19 protein-coding genes are annotated in these 20,644 nt (G+C 71.4%); 8 read left to right on the top strand and 11 right to left on the bottom strand.

Annotation, left to right across the window (positions count from 1 at the left end; genetic code table 11):
* Window positions 1-64 precede the first annotated feature (64 nt).
* The 6 genes from WFJ36_RS13200 to WFJ36_RS13175 all read right to left on the bottom strand — a co-directional run bounded on the left by WFJ36_RS13200 (window position 65) and on the right by WFJ36_RS13175 (window position 8,584).
* On the bottom strand, window positions 65-838 hold the full coding sequence (locus tag WFJ36_RS13200) for a DNA-formamidopyrimidine glycosylase family protein (RefSeq protein ID WP_336643443.1): 774 nt from the start codon (window positions 836-838) through the stop codon (window positions 65-67).
* Complete coding sequence (locus tag WFJ36_RS13195; protein ID WP_336643442.1) at window positions 838-1,632, bottom strand: EI24 domain-containing protein; 795 nt, start codon at window positions 1,630-1,632, stop codon at window positions 838-840. The genes WFJ36_RS13200 and WFJ36_RS13195 overlap by 1 nt, the downstream gene beginning before the upstream one ends.
* A 20-nt stretch (window positions 1,633-1,652) precedes the next feature.
* Window positions 1,653-1,919, bottom strand: coding sequence for a Txe/YoeB family addiction module toxin (locus tag WFJ36_RS13190; protein WP_071329002.1), 267 nt, complete (start codon window positions 1,917-1,919; stop codon window positions 1,653-1,655).
* Window positions 1,916-2,164 carry a type II toxin-antitoxin system Phd/YefM family antitoxin gene (locus tag WFJ36_RS13185; RefSeq protein WP_292785982.1) on the bottom strand — a complete coding sequence of 83 codons (249 nt, stop codon included), beginning with the start codon at window positions 2,162-2,164 and terminating at the stop codon, window positions 1,916-1,918. Before WFJ36_RS13185 ends, WFJ36_RS13190 begins: the two co-directional genes overlap by 4 nt.
* Window positions 2,165-2,221: 57 nt before the next feature.
* A complete protein-coding gene (locus tag WFJ36_RS13180) occupies window positions 2,222-6,805 on the bottom strand; it encodes an ATP-dependent helicase (RefSeq protein WP_336643441.1) in 4,584 nt (1,527 codons plus the stop codon).
* 150 nt (window positions 6,806-6,955) lie between these two features.
* Window positions 6,956-8,584, bottom strand: coding sequence for an ABC-F family ATP-binding cassette domain-containing protein (locus WFJ36_RS13175; protein ID WP_336643440.1), 1,629 nt, complete (start codon window positions 8,582-8,584; stop codon window positions 6,956-6,958).
* 281 nt (window positions 8,585-8,865) lie between these two features.
* Here WFJ36_RS13175 and WFJ36_RS13170 point away from each other — a divergent pair, with 281 nt between their 5' ends.
* Window positions 8,866-9,135, top strand: a complete 270-nt coding sequence (locus WFJ36_RS13170) for a hypothetical protein (protein ID WP_336643439.1) — start codon at window positions 8,866-8,868, stop codon at window positions 9,133-9,135.
* Here the strand turns inward: WFJ36_RS13170 and WFJ36_RS13165 are convergent.
* Entirely contained in the window at window positions 9,108-9,788 is a 681-nt protein-coding gene (locus WFJ36_RS13165) for an alpha/beta hydrolase (protein WP_336643438.1), read from the bottom strand. The genes WFJ36_RS13170 and WFJ36_RS13165 overlap by 28 nt on opposite strands.
* A gap of 65 nt (window positions 9,789-9,853) precedes the next feature.
* Between WFJ36_RS13165 and WFJ36_RS13160 the strand changes: the two genes are divergently transcribed.
* Together WFJ36_RS13160 and WFJ36_RS13155 are read left to right on the top strand one after the other, a co-directional pair.
* Window positions 9,854-10,459: a DUF4916 domain-containing protein gene (locus WFJ36_RS13160; protein WP_071328996.1), complete on the top strand. Its 606-nt coding sequence runs from the start codon at window positions 9,854-9,856 to the stop codon at window positions 10,457-10,459.
* A 209-nt stretch (window positions 10,460-10,668) separates the two neighbouring features.
* On the top strand, window positions 10,669-12,450 hold the full coding sequence (locus WFJ36_RS13155; protein ID WP_336643437.1) for a sunset domain-containing protein: 1,782 nt from the start codon (window positions 10,669-10,671) through the stop codon (window positions 12,448-12,450).
* Window positions 12,451-12,559: 109 nt separating this feature from the next.
* Here the strand turns inward: WFJ36_RS13155 and WFJ36_RS13150 are convergent, their stop codons facing one another.
* A complete protein-coding gene (locus WFJ36_RS13150) occupies window positions 12,560-13,627 on the bottom strand; it encodes a threonine aldolase family protein (protein ID WP_071328994.1) in 1,068 nt (355 codons plus the stop codon).
* 60 nt (window positions 13,628-13,687) lie between these two features.
* Between WFJ36_RS13150 and WFJ36_RS13145 the strand changes: the two genes are divergently transcribed.
* Window positions 13,688-15,121, top strand: coding sequence for an MFS transporter (locus WFJ36_RS13145; RefSeq protein WP_336643436.1), 1,434 nt, complete (start codon window positions 13,688-13,690; stop codon window positions 15,119-15,121).
* 18 nt (window positions 15,122-15,139) lie between these two features.
* Here the strand turns inward: WFJ36_RS13145 and WFJ36_RS13140 are convergent, their stop codons facing one another.
* Both WFJ36_RS13140 and WFJ36_RS13135 read right to left on the bottom strand, forming a co-directional pair.
* Window positions 15,140-15,799 (bottom strand): SDR family NAD(P)-dependent oxidoreductase, encoded by a 660-nt coding sequence (locus WFJ36_RS13140; protein WP_071328992.1) that lies wholly within the window; start codon window positions 15,797-15,799, stop codon window positions 15,140-15,142.
* Window positions 15,800-15,856: 57 nt separating this feature from the next.
* Window positions 15,857-17,308 carry a DUF6421 family protein gene (locus WFJ36_RS13135; protein ID WP_071328991.1) on the bottom strand — a complete coding sequence of 484 codons (1,452 nt, stop codon included), beginning with the start codon at window positions 17,306-17,308 and terminating at the stop codon, window positions 15,857-15,859.
* Between the two features lie 72 nt (window positions 17,309-17,380).
* Between WFJ36_RS13135 and WFJ36_RS13130 the strand changes: the two genes are divergently transcribed.
* Entirely contained in the window at window positions 17,381-17,839 is a 459-nt protein-coding gene (locus tag WFJ36_RS13130) for an Lrp/AsnC family transcriptional regulator (protein WP_060922394.1), read from the top strand.
* Window positions 17,840-17,846: 7 nt separating this feature from the next.
* Here WFJ36_RS13130 and WFJ36_RS13125 read toward each other — a convergent pair whose 3' ends face one another.
* Window positions 17,847-18,872: an ArsR/SmtB family transcription factor gene (locus WFJ36_RS13125; protein ID WP_071328990.1), complete on the bottom strand. Its 1,026-nt coding sequence runs from the start codon at window positions 18,870-18,872 to the stop codon at window positions 17,847-17,849.
* Between the two features lie 45 nt (window positions 18,873-18,917).
* Here WFJ36_RS13125 and WFJ36_RS13120 point away from each other — a divergent pair, with 45 nt between their 5' ends.
* Genes WFJ36_RS13120 through WFJ36_RS13110 form a run of 3 tightly spaced genes read left to right on the top strand, consistent with a single transcriptional unit; the run spans window position 18,918 to window position 20,587 of the window.
* Window positions 18,918-19,277 (top strand): cupin domain-containing protein, encoded by a 360-nt coding sequence (locus WFJ36_RS13120; protein WP_071328989.1) that lies wholly within the window; start codon window positions 18,918-18,920, stop codon window positions 19,275-19,277.
* Between the two features lie 14 nt (window positions 19,278-19,291).
* Window positions 19,292-19,582 (top strand): DUF4287 domain-containing protein, encoded by a 291-nt coding sequence (locus WFJ36_RS13115; protein WP_292786005.1) that lies wholly within the window; start codon window positions 19,292-19,294, stop codon window positions 19,580-19,582.
* 36 nt (window positions 19,583-19,618) lie between these two features.
* Complete coding sequence (locus WFJ36_RS13110) at window positions 19,619-20,587, top strand: 1,4-dihydroxy-2-naphthoate polyprenyltransferase (protein ID WP_071328987.1); 969 nt, start codon at window positions 19,619-19,621, stop codon at window positions 20,585-20,587.
* Window positions 20,588-20,644 lie beyond the last annotated feature (57 nt).

Raw genomic sequence — 20,644 nt, 5'->3', positions numbered from 1 at the left:
GGAGTTCTCCGGATATATCAACAACCACGGGAGGGGGAGATTCATTCCCGCGGATGGATACGGCTCAACGCTGGCATCGAGGGCACCAGAACGTGATCCGCTCGCGGGTCGGATCGGCCCCCAGCTCCCCGCGGCGGATGAGCGTTCCGCAGCGTCGGCAGGGGCGTCCAGCGCGTCCGTAGACCCACGTCGCCTGGCCCGGACGATCGATGCCGGTGAAGGTGCGGTTGCGGCGGTCGCGGTTCGCGCGGATGGTCCGCACGCCCAGGTCGAGCAGGGCGGCGACGTCGACCTCCGGAGTCGGCGTGGTCGGCAGGATTCCGCGGAGGAACAGGAGCTCTGCCGCGTACTCGTTGCCGAAGCCCGCGACGTTGCGCTGATCGAGGAGGGCGACGTGGATGGCCCGGGTGTCGGCGCCGAGTCGTCGCGCGGCCTCGATCGGGTCCCAGTCGGCGGCGAGGGGATCGGGACCGAGGTAGCCGATGAGGTCGTCTTCATCGCGGGTGGGGACGACTTCGATGTCGGCGATGTCCACGCCCACGGCCTCGCGTTCGGCCGTGCCGACGATCGCCCGCACCTTGTAGGCCGGATGCCTCCACTTCTCACCCGGCCGGTACACGAACCAGGCGCCGTCCATGCGCAGATGCGAATGCAGCGTGCTCTCGCCGATCCGCAGCAGAAGGTGCTTCCCGCGGGGGACCACGCCCTGCACACGCTGCCCGGTGAGATCGAGGGTCGCGTAGCGCGGAACACGGAGGTCGAAGCGGGTCACCTCCCCGCCCGCGAGGGCCTCGTCCAGACGGCGGGCCGTGCGGAAGACGGTATCGCCCTCGGGCATCAGGCGACCCCGGGTGTGCGGTCGTGCGGTCCCGGGGTCGGTGCGGGGGCAGCGACGGCGAGCGGGGTGCGGACCTGCATGTCGCGTGCCAGCATCGTGCTTCCCGCGACCGCGGCCGGCATCACGGCGACCGCGCCGCCCGGGATGAGGAAGCAGAGCTGGGTGGCGACGCCGAAGCCCAGCACACGGGCGCGACTGCCCGAGAACAGCGCGGCGCGGGCGGCGGGGCTGAGATCCCGGGCGTCGAAGGCGCGCCCGGTCAGCTCCCGCGCGAGCAGGCGGCCCGTGAGGACCACGCCGGACACCGCGCCGAGGACGCCGCCCACCCCGGGAACGAGGCCGATGAGCAGCACGAGCACGGCGATGAGGATGCCGAGCACGACGAGCCGGAGCCCCTCGCCCACGGTGGTCCAGAAGCTGCCGCCGTCGGCGGGGGGCGGGTCGCCGAGATCCTTCTCCACGGCGTGCCAGATCCGCTGGTAGAACGGGTCGCCGATCGTGAGGGTGAGGGCGCTGAACACCGAACTGGCCAGCGCGAGCGCGGCGGCGACCACCACGAGGCTGACCGCGGTCCGCAGGAACCCGCGCCAGGGCTCCACCCATCCGTCGGCGAAGGGGGTGAGCCAGGCGGACAGCGAGGGCAGCGACAGGATCAGCGGCACGAGGACGGCGGCGAGGAGCACGAGCGCGATGATCGCGGGGACGAGCCCGAGCGCCATCAGCCCTGGGCGGGTGCGCCATACGCCGAACCCGCGGAACAGGGTGCGGACGCCGGCGGCGAACTCTCGGATCATGGCTCCAGGGTAGGGGTGGGTCAGTAGTGGTAGCGGGCTTGCAGGATGGTCACGTGGCGATCGGTCGCCGTGTAGACGAGGCGATGAGCTTCATCGATGCGCCGTGACCACGCGCCGGCGAGAGCGTGCTTGAGGGGCTCGGGCTTTCCGATCCCCTGGAAGGGATCGTCGCGGAGGGTGTCGGCGATCAGGAGGTTGATCCGTTTGAGAGTGCGCCGGTACTCGGTCTGCCAGTGGACGTAGTCCTCCCACCCCTGGGGGGTCCAGACGAGAAGTCGAACAGTCATGCCTCGTCGAGGTCGTGCTCCGAGACGTCGCCGTCGTGGACCGCGGCCAGGGCGCTGAGGAGTCGCCGGGCGTTCGCGGGCGAGCGCAGCAGATAACTCGTCTCCACCAGGGAGTCGTACTCCGCCTTGGACATGAGGATGGCGCTGCCGCGGCGGGACGTGATCTCGACCTCGTTGTGATCCTGGTTCACCCGCTCGATCAGGCCGAAGAGATCGCGCCGCGCTTCGCTCGTCGTGATGGCCATGTTGTTCCCCTTCTGGTACGGAATATGGTACCACTCGTGGTCGTGATGAGGCCGGGGTCAGACGGCCTTGCGGAGGGTGAAGCCGCGCGGGGTCTGCACGAAGCCCGCCTCCTGCAGAGCCCGCCCGAGGATCGTGCCGTACACCCCCTCGCCGTTCACCTTCTCGACGGTGAGGGTGTCGAGTCGGCGGTCCCTGGCTGTCGTCGCGAGATCGGCGGTGGCGGCCTGCAGGACCTCCTCGTCGTCCGTGAAGCACAGCACGGTCCGTCCGCCGCGCTCGAGCGACAGGACGAGGGCGCCGTCGACGAGCACCACGAGCCCGCCGGCCTTGCGCCCCGGGCGATGCGAGACGCCCTCGAGCTTCGGCCACCCGAGCGCCGCGCCGTACGGGTTCGCCGGGTCGGTGGCCGCCAGGGTGACGGCCGTCCGCGGCGGGGGGTCGGCAAGGCCGGCGTACGTGCGGAGACGGTCGACCGTGGCCGATGCCGCGAACTGCGCGGCGCCGAGCTTCTCGATCACGTAGCCGCGGCGGCAGTGCCCCGCCTCCTCGAACCCGGCCAGCACCCGGTACGTCTGCGCGAAACCGCCCGGGACGCCCTCCGACTGCACGGCCCCGCGGGTGACCACGCCGTAGCGGTCGAGGAGCAGTCCGGCGGTGACGGTCGCGCGCCGCGCCGGATCGGTCTCGACCTCGGGGAGCAGCGACCAGCGACCGCCGATGGAGGTCGGGCGCGGAGCGGTCCGCGTGAGCGACATGCCGCGATAGGTGCGCGCACGCGGAGCCCGGCGCTTGACCTTGTGGGCCTGGGAGCCCCCGGTCAGCAGCGAGCGGATCGGCGCGAACGTGTCGTTGGTGACGTGCCCGGACCAGGTCAGCGACCACAGGGACTCCAACACCGACTGCTCGTTCTCGGCGCCGGTCATCTCCTTGAGCTGCGCGGCGAAGTACGCGCCGCCCGCCGCGAGGGCCGCGAGGAGACGTGCCTCCAGCGACTCCGCGGCGATCTCCGCGTCCGGATCGGGCAGGGTGAACGGGGCGAGATCGGCCGGATGCAGCGAGACCCACCCGTCGCGCCCGGGGAGCGTGCCGTGTCCGGACCAGATCACCTCGCCCGCGGCCGTGAGCTCGTCGAGCATCGCCGGGCTGTAGTCGCGCACCCGCGACGGCAGGACGAGCGACTCCCAGGCGCTGGCGGGGATGGGGACGCCGGCGAACTGCTCGATCACGGTGAGCACGCCGTCGATGCCCTCCAGGGGTCGACCGAGGTGCTGCCAGTCCGGAAGGAACCGCGCATACGCCTCCGGGGAGACCGGCTCGACGGACCCGCGGATCGCCGCGAGCGACCGCATGCGCAGCCGCCGCAGCACCTCGGTGTCGCACCACTCGACGTCGTCGCCGCTGCCGGCCGCGGTGGGGAGGAAGTACCCGCTCGTGAGGCGGCCGTTCGTCTCCAGGCGCTGCAGGGTGTGCCGGCCGACGGCGGTGCCGAGACCGAAGCGCTCGGCGACCGCTGCGGTGGTGAACGGGCCGTGGGTGCGGGCATGACGGGCCACGAGGTCGCCCAGAGGGTCCGCCAGCGGCTCGAGGAACGCGACGGGGATGCCGGTCGGCAAGGCCGCCCCGAGCGCGTCGCGCAGGCGCCCCGCGTCTTCGATCGCGGCGACCCTGGACACCCCGGCGATCGTGACGGGGATGGCCCGCCGCGCGGTGACGAGGTCGTCGAGCAGCGTCGCCGCGGTCGCTCCGCCGGTGGACTCCGGATCGAGGCGTGCCGCCACCTCGTCGGCGTCGAGGGGGCCGAGCAACCGGAGCAGGTCGGCGACGCCCTCCAGGCCGCGCGCCCGACGCTCCGGGTCGAGGCGCTGGGCCTCGCGCTCGAACTGCGCGATGACGTCGAGGTCGAGGAGCTCGCGCAGCTCGACCGTGCCCAGGAGCTCGCCGAGCAGCGCGGGATCGACGGACAGGGCGGCCGCTCGGCGCTCGGCCAGCGGCGAGTCGCCCTCGTACATGAAAGCGCCGACGTAGCCGAAGAGGAGGTCGCGCGCGAACGGCGACGGCTGCCCCGGCTGGGTCTCGACGAGGCGGATGCGGCGGTCGGCGATGCTCGTCGCGAGCTTCCGCAGCGAGGGCAGGTCGTAGACGTCCTGCAGCACCTCGCGCAGGGTCTCCAGGATCACGGGGAACGTCGGGTGGCGGCGTGCGACCTCGAGGAGCTGGGCCGAGCGCTGGCGCTGCTGCCACAGCGGCGTGCGGCGGTTGGGATTCGTGCGGGGCATGAGCAGCGCCCGCGCGGCGCACTCGCGGAACCGCGAGGCGAACAGTGCCGAGCCGCCGACCTCCTGCGTGACGAGCTGCTCCAGCTCGTCCGGGTCGAACACGAAGAGCTCCGCCCCGGGCGGCTCCGACTCGGCGTCGGGGATGCGCACGATGATGCCGTCGTCGCTCGCCACCGCGGAGCCCTCGACGCCGAGACGCTCCCGCACCCGCGCATTGATGGCGAGCGCCCACGGCGCATGCACCTTCATGCCGTACGGGGAATGCAGGATGACGCGCCAGTCGCCGACTTCGTCGTGTCCTCGCTCCACGGTGAGCGTACGGTCCGTCGGCAGGGTGCCCGTGGCCTCCCGCTGCTCGGAGAGATGCGCGAGGAGGTTGGCGCGCGCCTGCTCGTCGAGACCGGCCGCGATGAGCCGCTGCTCCGCCTTCTCCGGCTTCGCGGCGGACACCTCGCGGGAGAACGCCCCGAGCGCCTCGCCCAGCTCGAACGGGCGGCCGATGCCGTCGCCGTGCCAGAACGGCACCTTGCCGGGCTGGCCGTAGGCGGGGATGACGTTGACCCGGTCGTGGGTGATCTCGGCGATGCGCCAGCTCGTGGTGCCCAGGGTGAACACGTCGCCGACCCGGGACTCGTAGACCATCTCCTCGTCGAGCTCGCCCACCCGGGCACCCGTGGACTCGCCGGCCACGAAGACGCCGAAGAGTCCCCGGTCGGGGATGGTGCCGCCGCTGGTGACCGCGATCCGCTGTGCCCCCGGGCGGCCCGTGAGCGTGCCGGCGTCGCGATCCCAGACGAGGCGCGGGCGCAGCTCGGCGAACTCGTCGGAGGGGAAGCGGCCGGCCAGCAGGTCGAGCGTGGCCTCGTACGCGGAGCGGGGGAGCGACTGGAACGGGGCGGAACGGCGGACGGTCTCGAACCACTCCTCGACGCTGATCGCTCCGAGGGCGCTGGCCGCGACGGTCTGCTGGGCGAGGATGTCGAGCGGGTTCCGCGGCACCTGGATGGCCTCGATCTTCCCCGCGAGCATCCGCTCCGTCACGATCGCCGTGTGCAGCACGTCGCCCCGGTGCTTCGGGAACAGGGCCGCGCGGCTGATCTCGCCGACCTGGTGCCCGGCCCGTCCCACGCGCTGGAGCCCGGAGGCCGCGGACGGCGGTGCCTCGACCTGGATCACGAGGTCGACGGCACCCATGTCGATGCCGAGCTCCAGGCTGCTCGTGGCGACCACACAGCGGAGCACCCCCGACTTCAGCTCCTCCTCGACCTGCGCGCGCTGCTCCTTCGACACCGAGCCGTGGTGAGCCTTGGCGAGCACGGGATCGGCGCCGGCGGTCGACCCCGCCTGTGCCATCATCGCGGCGGGCACGGTCGGCTCCGGAAGAGCGACCCCGATCCGCTCCGCATAGATCTCGTTCAGCCGTCCGGTCAGCCGTTCGGCGAGGCGGCGGGAGTTCGCGAAGACGATGGTCGAGTTGTTCTGGAGGATGCGGTCGACGATCGCCTCCTCGACATGCGGCCACACCGAGCCGGTGACCTCGGTGTACTCCGCATCGATCGCCGGGGCTTCCGGCGGCGCCCCGGGCGGCGGTGGCGGGTTGGTCATGTCGTCCATCGGCACGACGACGCCGAGCTCGAAGGTCTTCGATGCCGGGGGAGCGACGATCTCGACCGGGTCGGCGCCGCCGAGGAAGCGCGCGACCTCGTCGATCGGGCGGACGGTGGCCGAGAGGCCGATGCGCTGCGCTGCGGTCTCCGCGCCGTGGGACCGGCGGAGGGCATCGAGGCGCTCCAGGCTCACCGCGAGGTGCGCGCCGCGCTTGGTGGCGGCGACTGCGTGCACCTCGTCGATGATGACCGTGTGCACGTCGCGCAGGGTGTCGCCGGCCCGGCTCGTGAGCATGAGGTACAGCGACTCGGGCGTCGTGATGAGGATGTCGGGCGGATCGGACACGAGCTTGCGGCGATCGCTCGACGTGGTGTCACCGGAACGGACGCCCACCGTGATGCCGGGGGCGGTGAGACCGAGTCGCCGCGCGGACTGCCCGATGCCGATGAGGGGGGAGCGCAGGTTGCGCTCCACGTCCACGCCGAGAGCCTTGAGCGGCGAGATATAGAGGATCCGCGTGCGCGACCCGTCCTTCTTCGGCTCCTCCGGGAGGTCGGCGCGCTCGCGGAACACGCTGTCGATCGCCCAGAGGAACGCCGACAGCGTCTTGCCGGACCCGGTCGGGGCGACGACGAGGGCGTGCTTGCCGGCGGAGATCGCCTCCCACGCGCCCGCCTGTGCCGGCGTGGGGGCGGTGAAGGCACCCCGGAACCAGTCCTGTGTGGCCGGGGTGAAGCGGTCGAGCACGTCGCTCATGCCTCCATCATTCCCGACCCCACCGACATCCGGCCCGGACCTTGACAGCCCCCTGTTTCGCCCGCACGACCTCGTTCCGCCCGCACGACCGGAACCGCGGTTCGGTCGTGCGGGCGGACCCAGGTCGTGCAGACGGAACGAGGGATGGGGTCACCCGACCTCCCGCAACCCGCCGTCGGCATCGATCTCGAGGGTGAGGTCGAGGTCGAGTCGGGCGAGGAAGGCGTCGTCGTGGCTCACGACGAGCACCGCCCCGCGGTACGCCCGCAGCGCCTCGACGAGCTGGTCGACCGTGTCGAGGTCGAGGTTGTTCGTCGGCTCGTCGAGGACGACGAGGTGCGGAGCCGGATCCGTGAGGAGCAGTCGTGCCAGGGCGACCCGGAACCTCTCCCCGCCGGAGAGCGCCGACACCGGGCGGTCGGTCGTCCCGCCTCGGATGAGGAACCGGGCGAGCCGGTTGCGGAGCTCCTTCTCCGGGACCTGGGGTGCCGCGGCGGCCACGTTCTCGAACACGGACAGGCCCTCGTCGAGACCGTCCACCCGCTGTGGCAGGTAGCCGATCCGGTCGGTGAGCGCCTCCACCCGCAGTTCCGGACGTTCCGGCGCGCGTCCTCCGGAGTCGGGCGCGACGCCGGAGACCAGCCGTTCCAGCAGCGTCGTCTTTCCGGCGCCGTTGCGGCCGATCAGGGCCACACGCTCCGGACCCTGGATCACCCAGGACCGATCCGGCCCGCCGAGCTCGGCGATCCGCCGGCTCCGCGACACGTCGGGGTCCGGCAGCTCGATCTTCATCGAGGCGTCGGAGCGGACCCGCCGCCCCGCTGCGTCGTGTGCCGCGCGGGCAGCGTCCTCCTTCGCGCCGACCTCGGTGCGCAGCCTCCCCGCGGATACCTCGGCGGCCATCTTGCGACCGTGCGCGACGATCTTCGGGACGCGCTTCTCGACCTCGGCCTTCTTGGCGGTCCGGGCCCGGTGGGCGAGCTTGACCTCGGCCTCGATCCGCTGGCGCTTCTCCTTGCGGAGCACCTGGGCGGCGGCGACCTCGGCCTGCTTCGCCGCGTCCTGCTCCGCGTCCAGCCACGCGCGCCACTCGGAGTAGGGGCCGCCGAACACGGAGAGGTTCCGTCCGTACAGCTCGGCGGTGTCGTCCATGAGCTCGAGCAGAGCGAGGTCGTGGCTCACGACGATGAGCGTGCCCTTCCAGGACTGCACCATCGCGGCGAGGGCCGCCCTGGCGTCGCGGTCGAGGTTGTTCGTCGGCTCGTCGAGGAGGGCGACCGGGGCTCGCCTAAGCCGGATGCCGGCGATCGCGACGAGCACGGCCTCCCCTCCGGACAGCTCGCCGACCGTGCGGTCGAGGAATGCGGGGGCGAGCCCGGCCTCCGCGAGGGAGGCCTCCGCTCGCGCCTCGATGTCCCAGTCGTCGCCGACCGCGTCGAAGTGCGCGGGGTCGACGTCACCGGCGGTGATGGCCCGCACGGCATCGAGGGCTGCCGACACCCCGAGGAGGTCGGACACCCGGCGGTCCACGTCGAGTGTGAGCTGCTGGGGGAGGAAGGCGACCTCGCCCGAGGTGCTGAGGATTCCGGAGGTGGGGGAGAGCTCCCCGGCGATCAGCCGGAGCAGCGTGGACTTGCCGGCGCCGTTGCGGCCGACCAGTCCCGTGCGTCCGGCACCGAAGGCTCCGGACACGCCGTCGAGGGCGACCGTGCCGTCGGGCCAGGTGAGGGAGAGGCGGTCGAGGACGACGGCGGCGTGCGAGGAAGAGGGCTGTGACATGGGGTGTCTCCTGTCGAGTGCGAGGGTGCACTGACACCGAGCCCTTCGGACCGTGGAGTCACGGAAGCGGAGGAGGGCGTCTGCCGGGGAGTCGGCGATCGTCGGGTCAGCGCGCGAGAAGAGGGGCGCGGAGGCGACGATTCAGATCAAAGGACTTCCAGACACGGCGGACAGGACGCCACGACGATACCCGGGCGTGTCACGCCGCGCAACTCCCGGGCATGTCGCCGCTCCGTCGCGCGGGGGATGCGGGGCCGCGGGACGGCTCGTACCGTGGAGGCATGGCAGACGATCGGAACCCCAGTCCCGACGAGATGCGCGCACGGACGGGCCTCGGCATCGGTCTCGCGCTCGGCGTGGCCATCGGCGTCTCGATGGGGATGGCGCTGGGCAACTGGATCCTGGGCATCGGGATCGGTCTCGCGATCGGCGTCGCCCTGTCCGTGGCGTTCCGCGGTTCCGGGGGCGGCAGGGGAGACACGGCGGAGGGCGATGCCGATGACCCGGACTCCGCAGACGGCGCTCAGGACGGCCGGGACCCCTCCGCCTGATCCGCGTCGATCCCCTCGACCCAGGTCGTGAGGAACCGGTGCACGTCGCCGAGCTCCTCCTCGGAGATGCTGTGGGTCAGTCCGCTGTAGACGCGACCGGAGAGGGACGTGTGCGCGGGGAGCCATTGCGCCGTGTGGGCGATCAGCGGCGCGGGGATGACGTCGTCGCGGGAACCGCGGCCCCAGAACACCGGGGGGCTGACCTCCGCGAGGTGCGCATCGCCGGGGAGGGCGTCCGGGGCGGCGTACCCGCTCAGCGCGACGACCGCGCCGAACCGTTCGGGGGCCAGCCGCAGCGCCTGGAGCGACACCGCGGCGCCCTGGGAGAACCCGAGCAGCGCCACTGACGGCGCGTCCGCCGCGGCGTCGTCGAGCCAGCGCAGGAACGCCTCCGCCGCGAGGGTGACGGCGGTGGAGCTGCGTCCGTCGAGCCCCTCGATCGGGTACCAGGAGCGACCGGGCGTCGGCCACGGTGGGGCGAGCGGTGCGGCGACGGAGGCCACGGCGATGCCGGCGGGCAGATACGGGACGAGGCCGAAGAGGTCGTGCTCGTCGGCGCCGTACCCGTGCAGCAGCACGAGCAGCGGGAGCCCGGCGCGGTCGGTGGGCGACCAGCGCGTCGCGGCAGCGTCGATCGTCAGGTTCTCGGTCACATCGTCATCCTGCCAGGGCTCGCGCCGGTGCTGCCATCGGCGAGGACGGCTGGTAGAAAGGAGGCATGGCGGTGCGCACACCCGATCCGGAGCCGGAGCCCGAAGACGAGGGCCTCGGTTCGTTCCGCGATGCGAACCCGCCGGCGCCGGATGCGAACCCGGGCTGGCTGAGCGACATCGAGCTGGAAGAGGCGCGGCGCCACCTCCCGATGCTCTACGTCGAGGCGATCCCCGTGCGCACCGACGGCTCCGGTCAGGTCACCGAGATCGGCGTGCTGCTGCGGTCCACCCCGCTCGGCGAGATCACACGCACGATCGTGTCGGGCCGCGTGCGCTTCGGCGAGACGATCCGCGACGCGCTGTTCCGCCACGTCGAGAACGACCTCGGCCCCATGGCCTTCCCGCTCCTTCCGCCGCAGCCGCTGCCGTTCACGGTGGCCGAGTACTTCCCGATCCCGGGGGTGAGCGCGTATCACGACGACCGTCAGCACGCCGTCTCCCTCGCCTTCGTGGTGCCCGTGACCGGGACGTGCGAGCCGCGCCAGGACGCCCTCGAGGTGACATGGTTCTCGCCCGAGGCCGCCGCCTCCGACGCCGTCGCCGCCGAGATGGAGGGCGGCCGCGGCACCCTCATCCGCCACGCGCTCGCCAGCCTCGGCCTCCTCCGCTGACGCTCGTCCTTCTCCCCGAGACCCCGGGTTCGCGTCGAGACCCCGGCTACGGCGCGCGCATAGGGCAGGGTCTGGGCGAGAACCCGGGGTCTCGGCGCAAGGTCCGGCTTGTCTTCCGAGCCAGGGACCCTGTATTCATGACGAAGGTGATCTGCTCAGAACGCCCTGATCCGCGCGGTCGTCGACCGCGTCCGTCCCGAAGGATGCCCATGGCGTTCGCCGCTTCACTCCGCACCCTCCGCGCGCTGGCCGTCACGGTCGCCGCTGCAGTCCTCGCCTCCGGGCTCGTCTTCGTCGCGGCACCCGCCACGGCGACGGTTGCGCCCGACCCCGCCTTCCCCGGGGTCGCCGAAGCGCTTCCCGCGGCGGTGGAAGCGGCCGCGAAGGTCGCTGCCGCCGATCCCGGTGAGGCGGATCCGGCGGGCACCGCCACCGTCACCGGACGGGTCACGTTCCCGGACGGCACCGATCTGCGCACGGGACGGACGTTCGTCGCGGCCTATGCGCCGGGGGCGGACGCCGGTTCCCCGCTCGCGGCCGCCGCCGTGATCGATGGGTCTTACACCCTGCGCGTCCCGCAGGGTGACGTCGTCCTCGGTGTGGTGTCGGAGGGACGCGCCGTCTTCGATCAGGGTGGTCCGCAGAGCGGCGAGCTCGTGTCCGTGGGGCCCGACGGGGTCGTGCGGGACGTGCTGCTGGAGCGCTCCGCCCTCGTCTCCGGGCGCGTCACCGCGCCGGCGGGCGTGGACATCACCGGACAGCGGGTCGTCGTCGCCGTCTACCCGGTGGCCGGAGCGGGGGCCGCAGTCGCCGCTGCCAACGTCGTGACGGACGCCGGTACCTTCGCCGTCGGCGGGCTGCCGGCGGGCGAGTATCGCGTCGCTTTCGTGTCCTCGGTCGCGGGCGCGGTCTCGGAGTGGTGGCAGGACGCACCTCGATTCGAGAAGGCGCGGCCGCTCGTGCTGGCTGCAGGGGAGGCGCGGCCGGGGATCGATGCCGCACTCGAGGCGCTGCACCGCATGGAGACCTCGGTGCCCACGATCAGCGGTACGCCTGTCGTCGGGCAGACCCTTCGAGCGCTCCCGGGGGCTTGGACCGCGGGGGCCGCGCTCAGCTACCAGTGGTACGCGAACGGAAAGGCGATCAGCAAGGCGACAGCCTCCTCCCTCGCGCTGACGACGGCGCACGCGGGGACGCGCATCACCGTTCAGGTGACCGGGAAGAAGGCCGCCTTCGCGTCAGTGACGGTCGCCTCCGCCGCGACGGCTGCCGTGCTCCGCCCGCTCGTCGCGCCGACGCCGTCGATCACCGGTACGCCGACCGTCGGGCAGACCCTCAAGGTCCGGACAGGAACCTGGACGACGGGAACACGGCTGACGTATCAGTGGTACATCAACGGCGCCGCTGTCGCCCGAGCCACCGCAGCCTCGTTCACGCTCCCGTCGTCGGCGGCCGTGAAGACGGTGACGGTCGTCGTCTCCGGGACCAAAGCCGGGTACGCCGCCGCATCACGGCGCTCGAAGCCGACGGCCGCGGTGAAGGGGATCCTGTCCGCACCGACGCCTCGGATCACCGGATCGGCGATCGTGGGCTCTCGCCTCACCGCCGTGCCGTATACCTGGACCAGCGGCACCCGGCTGAGCTACCAGTGGTATCTCAATGGCCGGGCCATCTCACGGGCGACCGGCTCGACGCTCGTCGTCACCCCGGCCATGGTGAAGGCGAGGATCACAGTCCGCGTCACCGGAACGAAGAGCGGCTACATCTCCGCCGCGCGCACATCGGCTCGGACGGCCGCCGTCGTCTATCCGGGGCGCACCAAGCCGATCTCGACCTGGAACTGCCCTGCCTGGGCTCCCATCAAGGGCAACGCGCAGTCGATGATCTACCACGTGCGGAGCGGGGCGTACTACGCAAAGACCAAGCCCGAGGTGTGCTTCTCCACCGAGAGTGCCGCCGTCAAGGCCGGCTACCGCAAGTCGAAGCGGTAGACGACCCTCCGCCCAGACCCCGGGTTCCCGCCCACACCCCGGCGTAGACCCGCGAGCACCCCGGGGTCTCGGCGCGAACCCGGGGTCTCGGGGCGTCAGGCGTGGGCGATCAGGGGCGGGTGAGGCGGGCGAGGGCGTCGACGAAGGCGTCGACGTCGGACTCCTCGGTGTCGAAGCCGCACATCCAGCGCACCTCGCGGCGGGCGGCGTCCCAGTCGTAGAAGCGGAACACGTCGCGGAGCTGATCGGCGATGCCCTCGGGCAGGGTCGCGAACACGCCGTTCGCCTGCGTCGGCTGCGTGAACTCCACCCCGACGATCGATCCGTCGGCGAGACCGTCCTCGATCCGTCCGCGGAGCCGGGCCGCCATGGCGTTGGCGTGCCGGGCGTTGCGCAGCCAGAGGTCGCCGTCGAGCAGCGCGATGAGCTGGGCCGAGACGAAGCGCATCTTCGACGAGAGCTGCATGTTGAACTTGCGCGCGTAGTTGAGGCCCACGGCGGCGTCCGGGTTCAGCACGACGATGGCCTCGCCGAGCATGGCGCCGTTCTTCGTGCCGCCGAAGGTCAGCACGTCCACCCCGGCGTCGGTCGTGAACGCCCGCAGCGGCAGATCCAGGGCGGCGGCCGCGTTCGACAGGCGCGCGCCATCGACGTGCAGCTTCATGCCGCGCGCGTGGACGTGGTCCGCGATCGTGCGGATCTCTTCCGCGGTGTACAGCGTGCCGAGCTCGGTGGACTGCGTGATCGAGACCACGAGCGGCTGTGCGCGGTGCTCGTCGCCCCAGCCCCAGGCCTCGCGGTCGATGAGCTCGGGGGTGAGCTTGCCGTCGTCGGTGGGGACGGTGAGGAGCTTGAAGCCGCCGATCTTCTCCGGCGCTCCGCCCTCGTCGACGTTGATGTGCGCGGTCGAGGCCGCGATCACGGCACCCCAGCGCGGCAGCATCGACTGCAGACCGGTGACGTTCGCCCCGGTGCCATTGAACACGGGGTACGCGGCGGCGGTGTCACCGAAGTGCGCCTGGAACACCTCCTGCAGGCGGGCGGTGTAGGCGTCCTCGCCGTAGGCCACCTGATGGCCCCCGTTCGCGGCCGCGAGGGCCGCCAGGACCTCGGGGTGGATGCCGGAGTAGTTGTCACTGGCGAAGCCCCGGATGGCGGGGTCGTGCGGGATGCTCACCGGACAAGCCTAATCGCCTTCCCCTACCGGATGTCCGAGGCCCGCTCTACCCTCGAACCCATGGAACGCAGTGCGGCGAAGACCGCTTTCGCGAACGTCCTCGTCAACACGTTGATCGCCAACGTCACGACGAGCTTCCTGTGGTTCGCCCTCACCTTCTGGGTCTACATCGAGACCCGGTCGGTGCTGGCCACGGGCATCATCGGCGGTGCCTACATGCTGTTCGTCGCGTTCTTCGCGATGGTGTTCGGCACCATCGTCGACCGTCATCGCAAGCACCGCGTCATGCTCCTGTCGAGTGTCATCTCGGCAGCGGCCTTCCTTGTCGCGGGCGTCCTCTACCTGTGGCAGCCCGAGGCATCCCTGCTCGACCTCGGCGGACCGTGGTTCTGGCTGTTCTCCGGCGTCATCCTGTTCGGCGGGGTGATCGAGCAGCTCCGCAACATCGCCCTGTCCACCACGGTGACGCTGCTGGTGCCGGAGGAGAAGCGCGCCAACGCCAACGGTCTCGTCGGCACGGTGCAGGGGCTCGCCTTCCTCGTCACGAGCGTCTTCTCCGGCCTCTCCATCGGCTTCCTCGGCATGGGGTGGACCCTGGGGATCGCGATCGCGGCGATGGCCCTCACCTTCGCGCACCTGCTGTTCATCCGGATCCCGGAGCCCGAGCCCGAGGTCGACCCGGAGGCGAAGAGCGCCGTCGACGTCCGCGGCAGCGTCCAGGCCATCCGCCAGGCGCCCGGACTGTTCGCGCTCATCATCTTCTCGACCTTCAACAACCTCATCGGCGGCGTCTACATGGCGCTCATGGATCCGTACGGTCTCACCCTGTTCGACGCGCAGATGTGGGGGTTCGCCCTGGCCTTCGCGTCGACCGGATTCCTGATCGGCGGGGGACTGGTGGCCAAGTTCGGCCTCGGCAGGAAGCCCGTGCGCACGATGCTGCTCATCGTGATCGCGATGGGACTCCTCGGGGCGATCTTCATGCTGCGCGAATGGTGGCCGCTGTACGTCCTCGGCATGTGGGTGTACATGGCGCTCGTGCCGCCCGTCGAGGCCGCGGAGCAGACCGTGATCCAGAAGGTCGTCCCGTTCGCGCGCCAGGGACGGGTGTTCGGCACCGCGGCCGCGATGGAGGCGGCGGCGGCCCCGATCACCGCGTTCCTCATCGCCCCGATCGCCGAGTTCCTCGTGATCCCGTACATGGACAGCGCGCAGGGGCAGCGGCAGTGGGGGTGGCTCCTCGGCAAGGGCGAGGCGCGGGGCATCGCGCTGATCTGCCTCTTCGCGGGGCTGATCATGGTGGTGGCCGCGACCCTTGCCTTCTTCACCCGGTCGTACCGCACCCTCACCGAGCTGTACGCGACCGCCCCCGATCCGGCTCCGGAGGAGGCTCCCGAACCCGCAGCCGACGCCGTGGACGAAGCGGGCGACGGCCCGCACACGTTCCGTGACGCCCCGCCGATCGTCCCCGGCATACCGCCCGAGCCCCGGTGATCGTCCGACGAGCGGGACTCAGCTCAGGTCGAGCACCCGGTCGTTGAGGTCCGCGGCGTCGGTGTCCCAGAGCCCCACGAGACGCGCCGCGAGGACATCGGGGTCGAGGGCCTTGGCGCGGAACACGACGGCAGCGGCCCGCAGCGGTTCGTCGGCCTCGCGCGCCGCCTTGGCGTACCCCTGGGCGACGGCACGGGTCCACGCTTCGCTCGCCGCCTTGACCGCTGCATAGTTCGCTCCGCCGGCGAGGGGGCGTGCGACGGCGGTCGACGACACGATCGCGAATCGTCCGGCGGCGGAGGCACGGAGGGGGCCGTCGAAGGCGCGGCTCGTCGTCCGCACCGCCTCCAGCGCCGGCAGCAGCGCCGCGAAGTCGTCGTCGGTCTGCCCGGCGAGTCCGCCGCCGCCGCGCCAGCCGCCCACGAGGGGCACGACCGCATCGACCGTCTCGAGGCGATCGGCGAGCGCCGTCATCTCGGCGAGGGAGGTCGCATCGGCGAGCTCGGTCTCGGCGCCCGCATCGGCCAGCGGACGCAGCCGCTCGTCCGTGCGGCCGGTGGCGATCACGCGGGCCCCGGCATCGCGCAGTGCCCTCGTCGCCGCGAGGCCCGCCGCGCTCGTGGCCCCCGCCAGCACGACCACACGGCCCTGCGGTCCCTCGATCTTCGACGTCGTCATGCGGTGTCCTCTCGGTCAGAGGTGGTGCGCCCCAGCGTCACAACGATGCGATGCGGATCAGTCGTCCGTACCGCGGATGCCGACCGTCGACTCGATGACCGGCTTCATCTTCTTGTCGAGCGTCTCGAAGAACATCGACAGCGGGAACTCGTCGTCGAGGACCGCGTCGGTGTAGCCCTTCGGAGCCCCGGCGAGGATCTCGTCCGACAGGCCGCGCGCCCACTGCGAGGCAGGATGCGGGGTCAGCGTGCCGCGGACCAGCTCGTACGCGGCGAGCCAGTGCGCGACCTTGGGGCGGTCGATCGAGTGCCAGTACAGGTCGTCGATCGCGTCGCCGAGGGCCACGACCGCATCCGGCACGTTCTCCCAGTCGAAGGCCAGCGCCGTGTCGGTCCAGTGCAGCACGCCCCGCTGGTGCAGCCACGCGAACAGGAGCTGACCGCCGACCGCGTCGTAGTTGCGCACGCGCGTGCCGGTGATGGCGAAGCGGAAGATGCGGTCGAAGATCACGGCGTACTGCACGAGGTGCGCGTACTCGTGCATCTCCCGCTCGGTCTCCGTGAGCTCCTCGCCCGCGGCGACCCGGGCATCCAGGGCCCGCTCGATCTTCACCGACTCGCGGAACGCCGTCATGTCGCAGCGCATCTCCTCCAGCGAGTAGAGGAAGAACGGCATCCGCTGCTTGATCATGAACGGGTCGAAGGGCAGGTCTCCGCGCATGTGGGTGCGGTCGTGGATGATGTCCCACATCACGAAGGTCTTCTCGGCGACCTCCTGATCCTCCAGCATCGCCGCCGCACGCTCGGGGAGGTCGAGGTTGGTGATCTCTGAGGCCGCGCGGACCACGCGGCGGTAACGGGCGGCCTCACGGTCCTGGAAGATCGCGCCCCAGGTGAAGGTCGGGATCTCGCGCATGGCGACGGTCTCCGGGAAGAGCACCGCGGAGTTCGTGTCGTAGCCGGGCGTGAAGTCCACGAGGCGCAGCGAGACGAAGAGCTTGTTGCCGTAGTCGCCGGCCTCGAGCGCGGCGATGAACTCCGGCCAGATGGTCTCGACGATGAGCGCCTCGACCAGGCGGTCGCTGGAGCCGTTCTGCGTGTACATCGGGAAGACCACGAGGTGGCGGATCCCGTCGATGCGGTGCTGCTGCGGCTGGAACGCCACGAGCGAGTCGAGGAAGTCCGGCACGCCGAAGTCCTCGGCCGCCCAGCGCTCGAAGTCGGCGACGGAGGCGGCGAGGTAGTCCGCGTCGTGGGGGAAGGCGGGGGCCAGTGCCCGGATCGCGGCGGTGATCTGCCCGACGAGCGCGGTCGCCTGGTCCCGGGTCGCTGAGCTCGTCGAAGCGCCAGGGATCGAGCCGTCCTTGATCTGCAGCTCACGGAGGGCGATCGCGGCCTGCTTGAGCTGTGCCCAGGCGGCGGAGTTCTCCGCGATCGACGCATCCTCGACGACCTCGGGTTCGCCGACGACGGCCTGAACAGCGGAACTGTTGGCGGAAACGAGGGACATCGGAACCTCCGATCGCAGTGAAAAACGGAAAGATTCCGGTGATAACGGAATCCTGACGATAATCTTACAGCCATGGATGATTCTGTCGACCGTGCGATCCTGGCGACCATCTCTCGTGACGGGCGGGCGACGCTGTCGCAGCTCTCCGACGCCGTCGGGCTGTCGGTGTCGGCGGTGCAGTCCCGGCTGCGGCGGCTCGAGACCCGCGGCGTCATCACCGGCTACCGCGCGATCCTCGACCCCGAGCAGGCGGGCACTCCGTTGTCCGCCTTCATCGAGATCACGCCGCTCGATCCCGCCCAGCCCGACAACGCCCCTGAGCTCCTGGAGCACCTCGACGCGATCGAGGCCTGCCACTCCATCGCCGGCGACGCGAGCTACATGCTCTTCGTCCGCGTGCCGACGCCGCGCGACCTGGAGCAACTCGTCCGCGACGTCCGGCTCGCGGCGAACGTGAGTACGCGCACGACCGTGGTCCTGCAGACCTACTACGAGCACCGGCCGATCATCCCGGTCTCGACCGCCGAGTAGGGCGGCGTCAGAGCAGAGCGCCGACGAGCGCCTCGCCCAAGGGCGTGCGCACGTGCTGCCTGCGGGAGCCGTCCCGCTCGCTCGCCACGAGCCCGGCGTCCCGCAGCACGGTGAGATGGTGTGACGCCGTCGACAGCGCGAGCCCCGCATCGGCGGCCACCTCCGAGGTCGTGCGCGGCGATCCCGCGGTGAGAAGGATGCCGGCGCGCGCCGGGCCGAGCAGGGCGCCCAGGGCGGCCACGGTCTCGGTGGTGTCCCGTGCCCACCCCGCGGTCACGCCACGGGCGGGATAGAACAGCGTCGGCTGTGCCGGCGGCTCGGTGAGCACCAGGCAGCCCCAGGACGAGAGGACGGAGGGCACCAGCACGAGACCGCTGCCGCGGCAGTCCACGTCCTCGCTGTGCCGACGGAGCGAGACCCGCACCGCACCCGCGCCCCACGAGACCTGGGGATGGAGGGCGCCGGCCATCCCGGCGATGCCGGTCGTCGCGATCACCCGGGCACGAACGGCGATGTCGGCCCGGAGGAGGCGCTCCAGCTGAGGCCAGGCCGGAGCCAACGCGGCCTCCCAGACCTCCTCCCAGGCATCGGCGATCATCGCACGGGCGCGCTGGGGCCGGTCGGACAGGTCGCGCAGGGCCTGACGCTGTGCGCCCGTCGAACGCTGGATCCTCTTGCCGAGGTCGACGCGCAGCGGGTCGAGCGCCGCCTCCCGCAGGGCGGCGAGTTCGTCCTCGGGGGTCAGATCGTCGCGTGGAGTGCTGGTGAGGAAGTCCGGGAGGTAGCCGTCGTCGCCGATCACCGTCGCGAGGAGCGCGAAGGCGTCGCGCGGCAGCCCCTCCCGCGCGGTGCGGAGCCACCCCCACTGCAGGGGGTGCGCCGCCGGGCGGAGGAGCACGCGTACCGCATGCGCCAGTTCGTGCCCGGGGGAGATGCCGAACCGCACGGCCTGGATGTCGCCGGGACTCAGGTGGAACTCGACCCGGTGATCCGGGTGGTCGACGCCCTCGACCGGCGCGGAGTTTCGATCCACATCGAAACTCTAGGAGGTGCGACGCGTGCTGTCGACACTGGGTTCATGACCGAGATCCCCGTTCCCGCCCTTGTCTCGAGTGGCGCGATCCGCATCGGCGCCGGGCGCAGCCGCCGATTCGTCGGCGCCGACCACGGAGCCGCCGTCTCCTACTTCTTCGTCGAGAACCAGCCAGGGGAGGGGCCGGGGCTGCACTGGCACCCCTACTCTGAGACCTGGATCGTGCTCGAGGGCACGGTGCGGATCCGGATCGGCGACGACGCCCTCATCGCGCGAGCCGGAGATACCGCCACCGCGCCCGCTTTCACGCCACACTGCTTCACCAACGCGGGGACCGGGCTCCTCCGGATCCTCTGCATCCACGCGTCCGACACGATCATCCAGACGTTCCTCGACGAGGACTGAGAGCGGAGACCACCATGTCCTTCCAGGCATACCTCGACAAGGTCGAGACCCAGACCGGCCTCACGCCGCGGCAGTTCATCGACCTCGCCCACGAGCAGGGGTTCGACGAGAGCACGAAGTCCACCGTCGTCCTGAACTGGCTCAAGCAGGAGTACGGCCTCGGCCACGGCCACGCGCAGGCGATGGTCCACGTCATCCTCAAGGGGCCGAAGATCAGCGACAAGCACGTCGGCACGACCGGGTCGCATGCCGACAAGACCGACGAGCTCTGGCTCGACGGCAAGGACAGCAACCCGCACCGCTGAGTTTGCCGCCTCGCCGCGACGACTAGGATTCCGTGGATGGCAGCATCCTCCCAGCGCAAGAAGAAGTCCGGTCGTCGCACCCCGCCGCGCACCAGCGGCAACCCGGCCAAGCGGCCGGTCGTCGAGGCGGGTCCCGTGACGATCGGCGACTGGATCGGTGCGGCACGTCTGCGCACGCTGCCCCTCGCGATCGCCCCCGTCGTCATCGGTACGGGAGCCGCGCGGAGCACGGGTCCCGAGTTCCACTGGGTGATCGCGCTCGCGTGCCTCGCCGTGGCCGTCCTGCTGCAGATCGGCGTGAACTTCACCAACGACTACAGCGATGGCATCCGCGGCACCGATGCCCATCGGGTCGGCCCGGCGCGGCTCACGGCCTCCGGCCGCGTGAAGCCGCGCACGGTGCTCGTCATCGGCCTCGTCTTCTTCGCGCTCGCCGCGGTGGTCGGCGTCGCGATCGTCGTGCGCACCGAACAGTGGTGGATGCTCGCGGTCGGCGCGGCCTGCATCGTCGCCGCGTGGTTCTACACCGGGGGCAAGAGGCCCTACGGGTACTACGGCCTCGGCGAGGTCTTCGTCTTCGTGTTCTTCGGGCTCGTCGCCACTCTCGGCACCACCTGGGTGCAGGTCTTCCTGCTCCCGCAGCAGGCCTGGCTGGGGGCGATCGCCGCCGGACTGTTCGCCTGCGCCGTGCTCCTGGCCAACAACCTCCGCGACATCGATCAGGACCGCGAGGTCGGCAAGCGCACGCTGACGGTCCTCATCGGACGCCGGGCCACGCAGGTCCTCTTCACGCTCTTCGTGCTCGTGCCGTTCGGCATCGCCGTGTTCCTCGCGTTGCTGTTCCCGATCGCCTGGCTCGCGCTGCTTGCGCTCCTGGCCGGTCTCCCCGCGATCGTGATCGTCTGGACCTACCGGCAGCCGCGGGAACTGGTGATCGCCCTCGCGCTCACCTCTCTGACCTCACTGCTCTACGCCGGCGCCCTGTTCTGGGCCTTCGCTGGTTGAGCCGCCCCCGGTCACCCGCGCCTCGCCGGGCACAGCTTCGGAGCGCGCGACGGACAC

This window comes from Microbacterium sp. MMO-113 (assembly GCF_037148555.1).
GTDB lineage: Bacteria > Actinomycetota > Actinomycetes > Actinomycetales > Microbacteriaceae > Microbacterium.
This window is presented reverse-complemented; position numbering and strand designations above follow the sequence as displayed.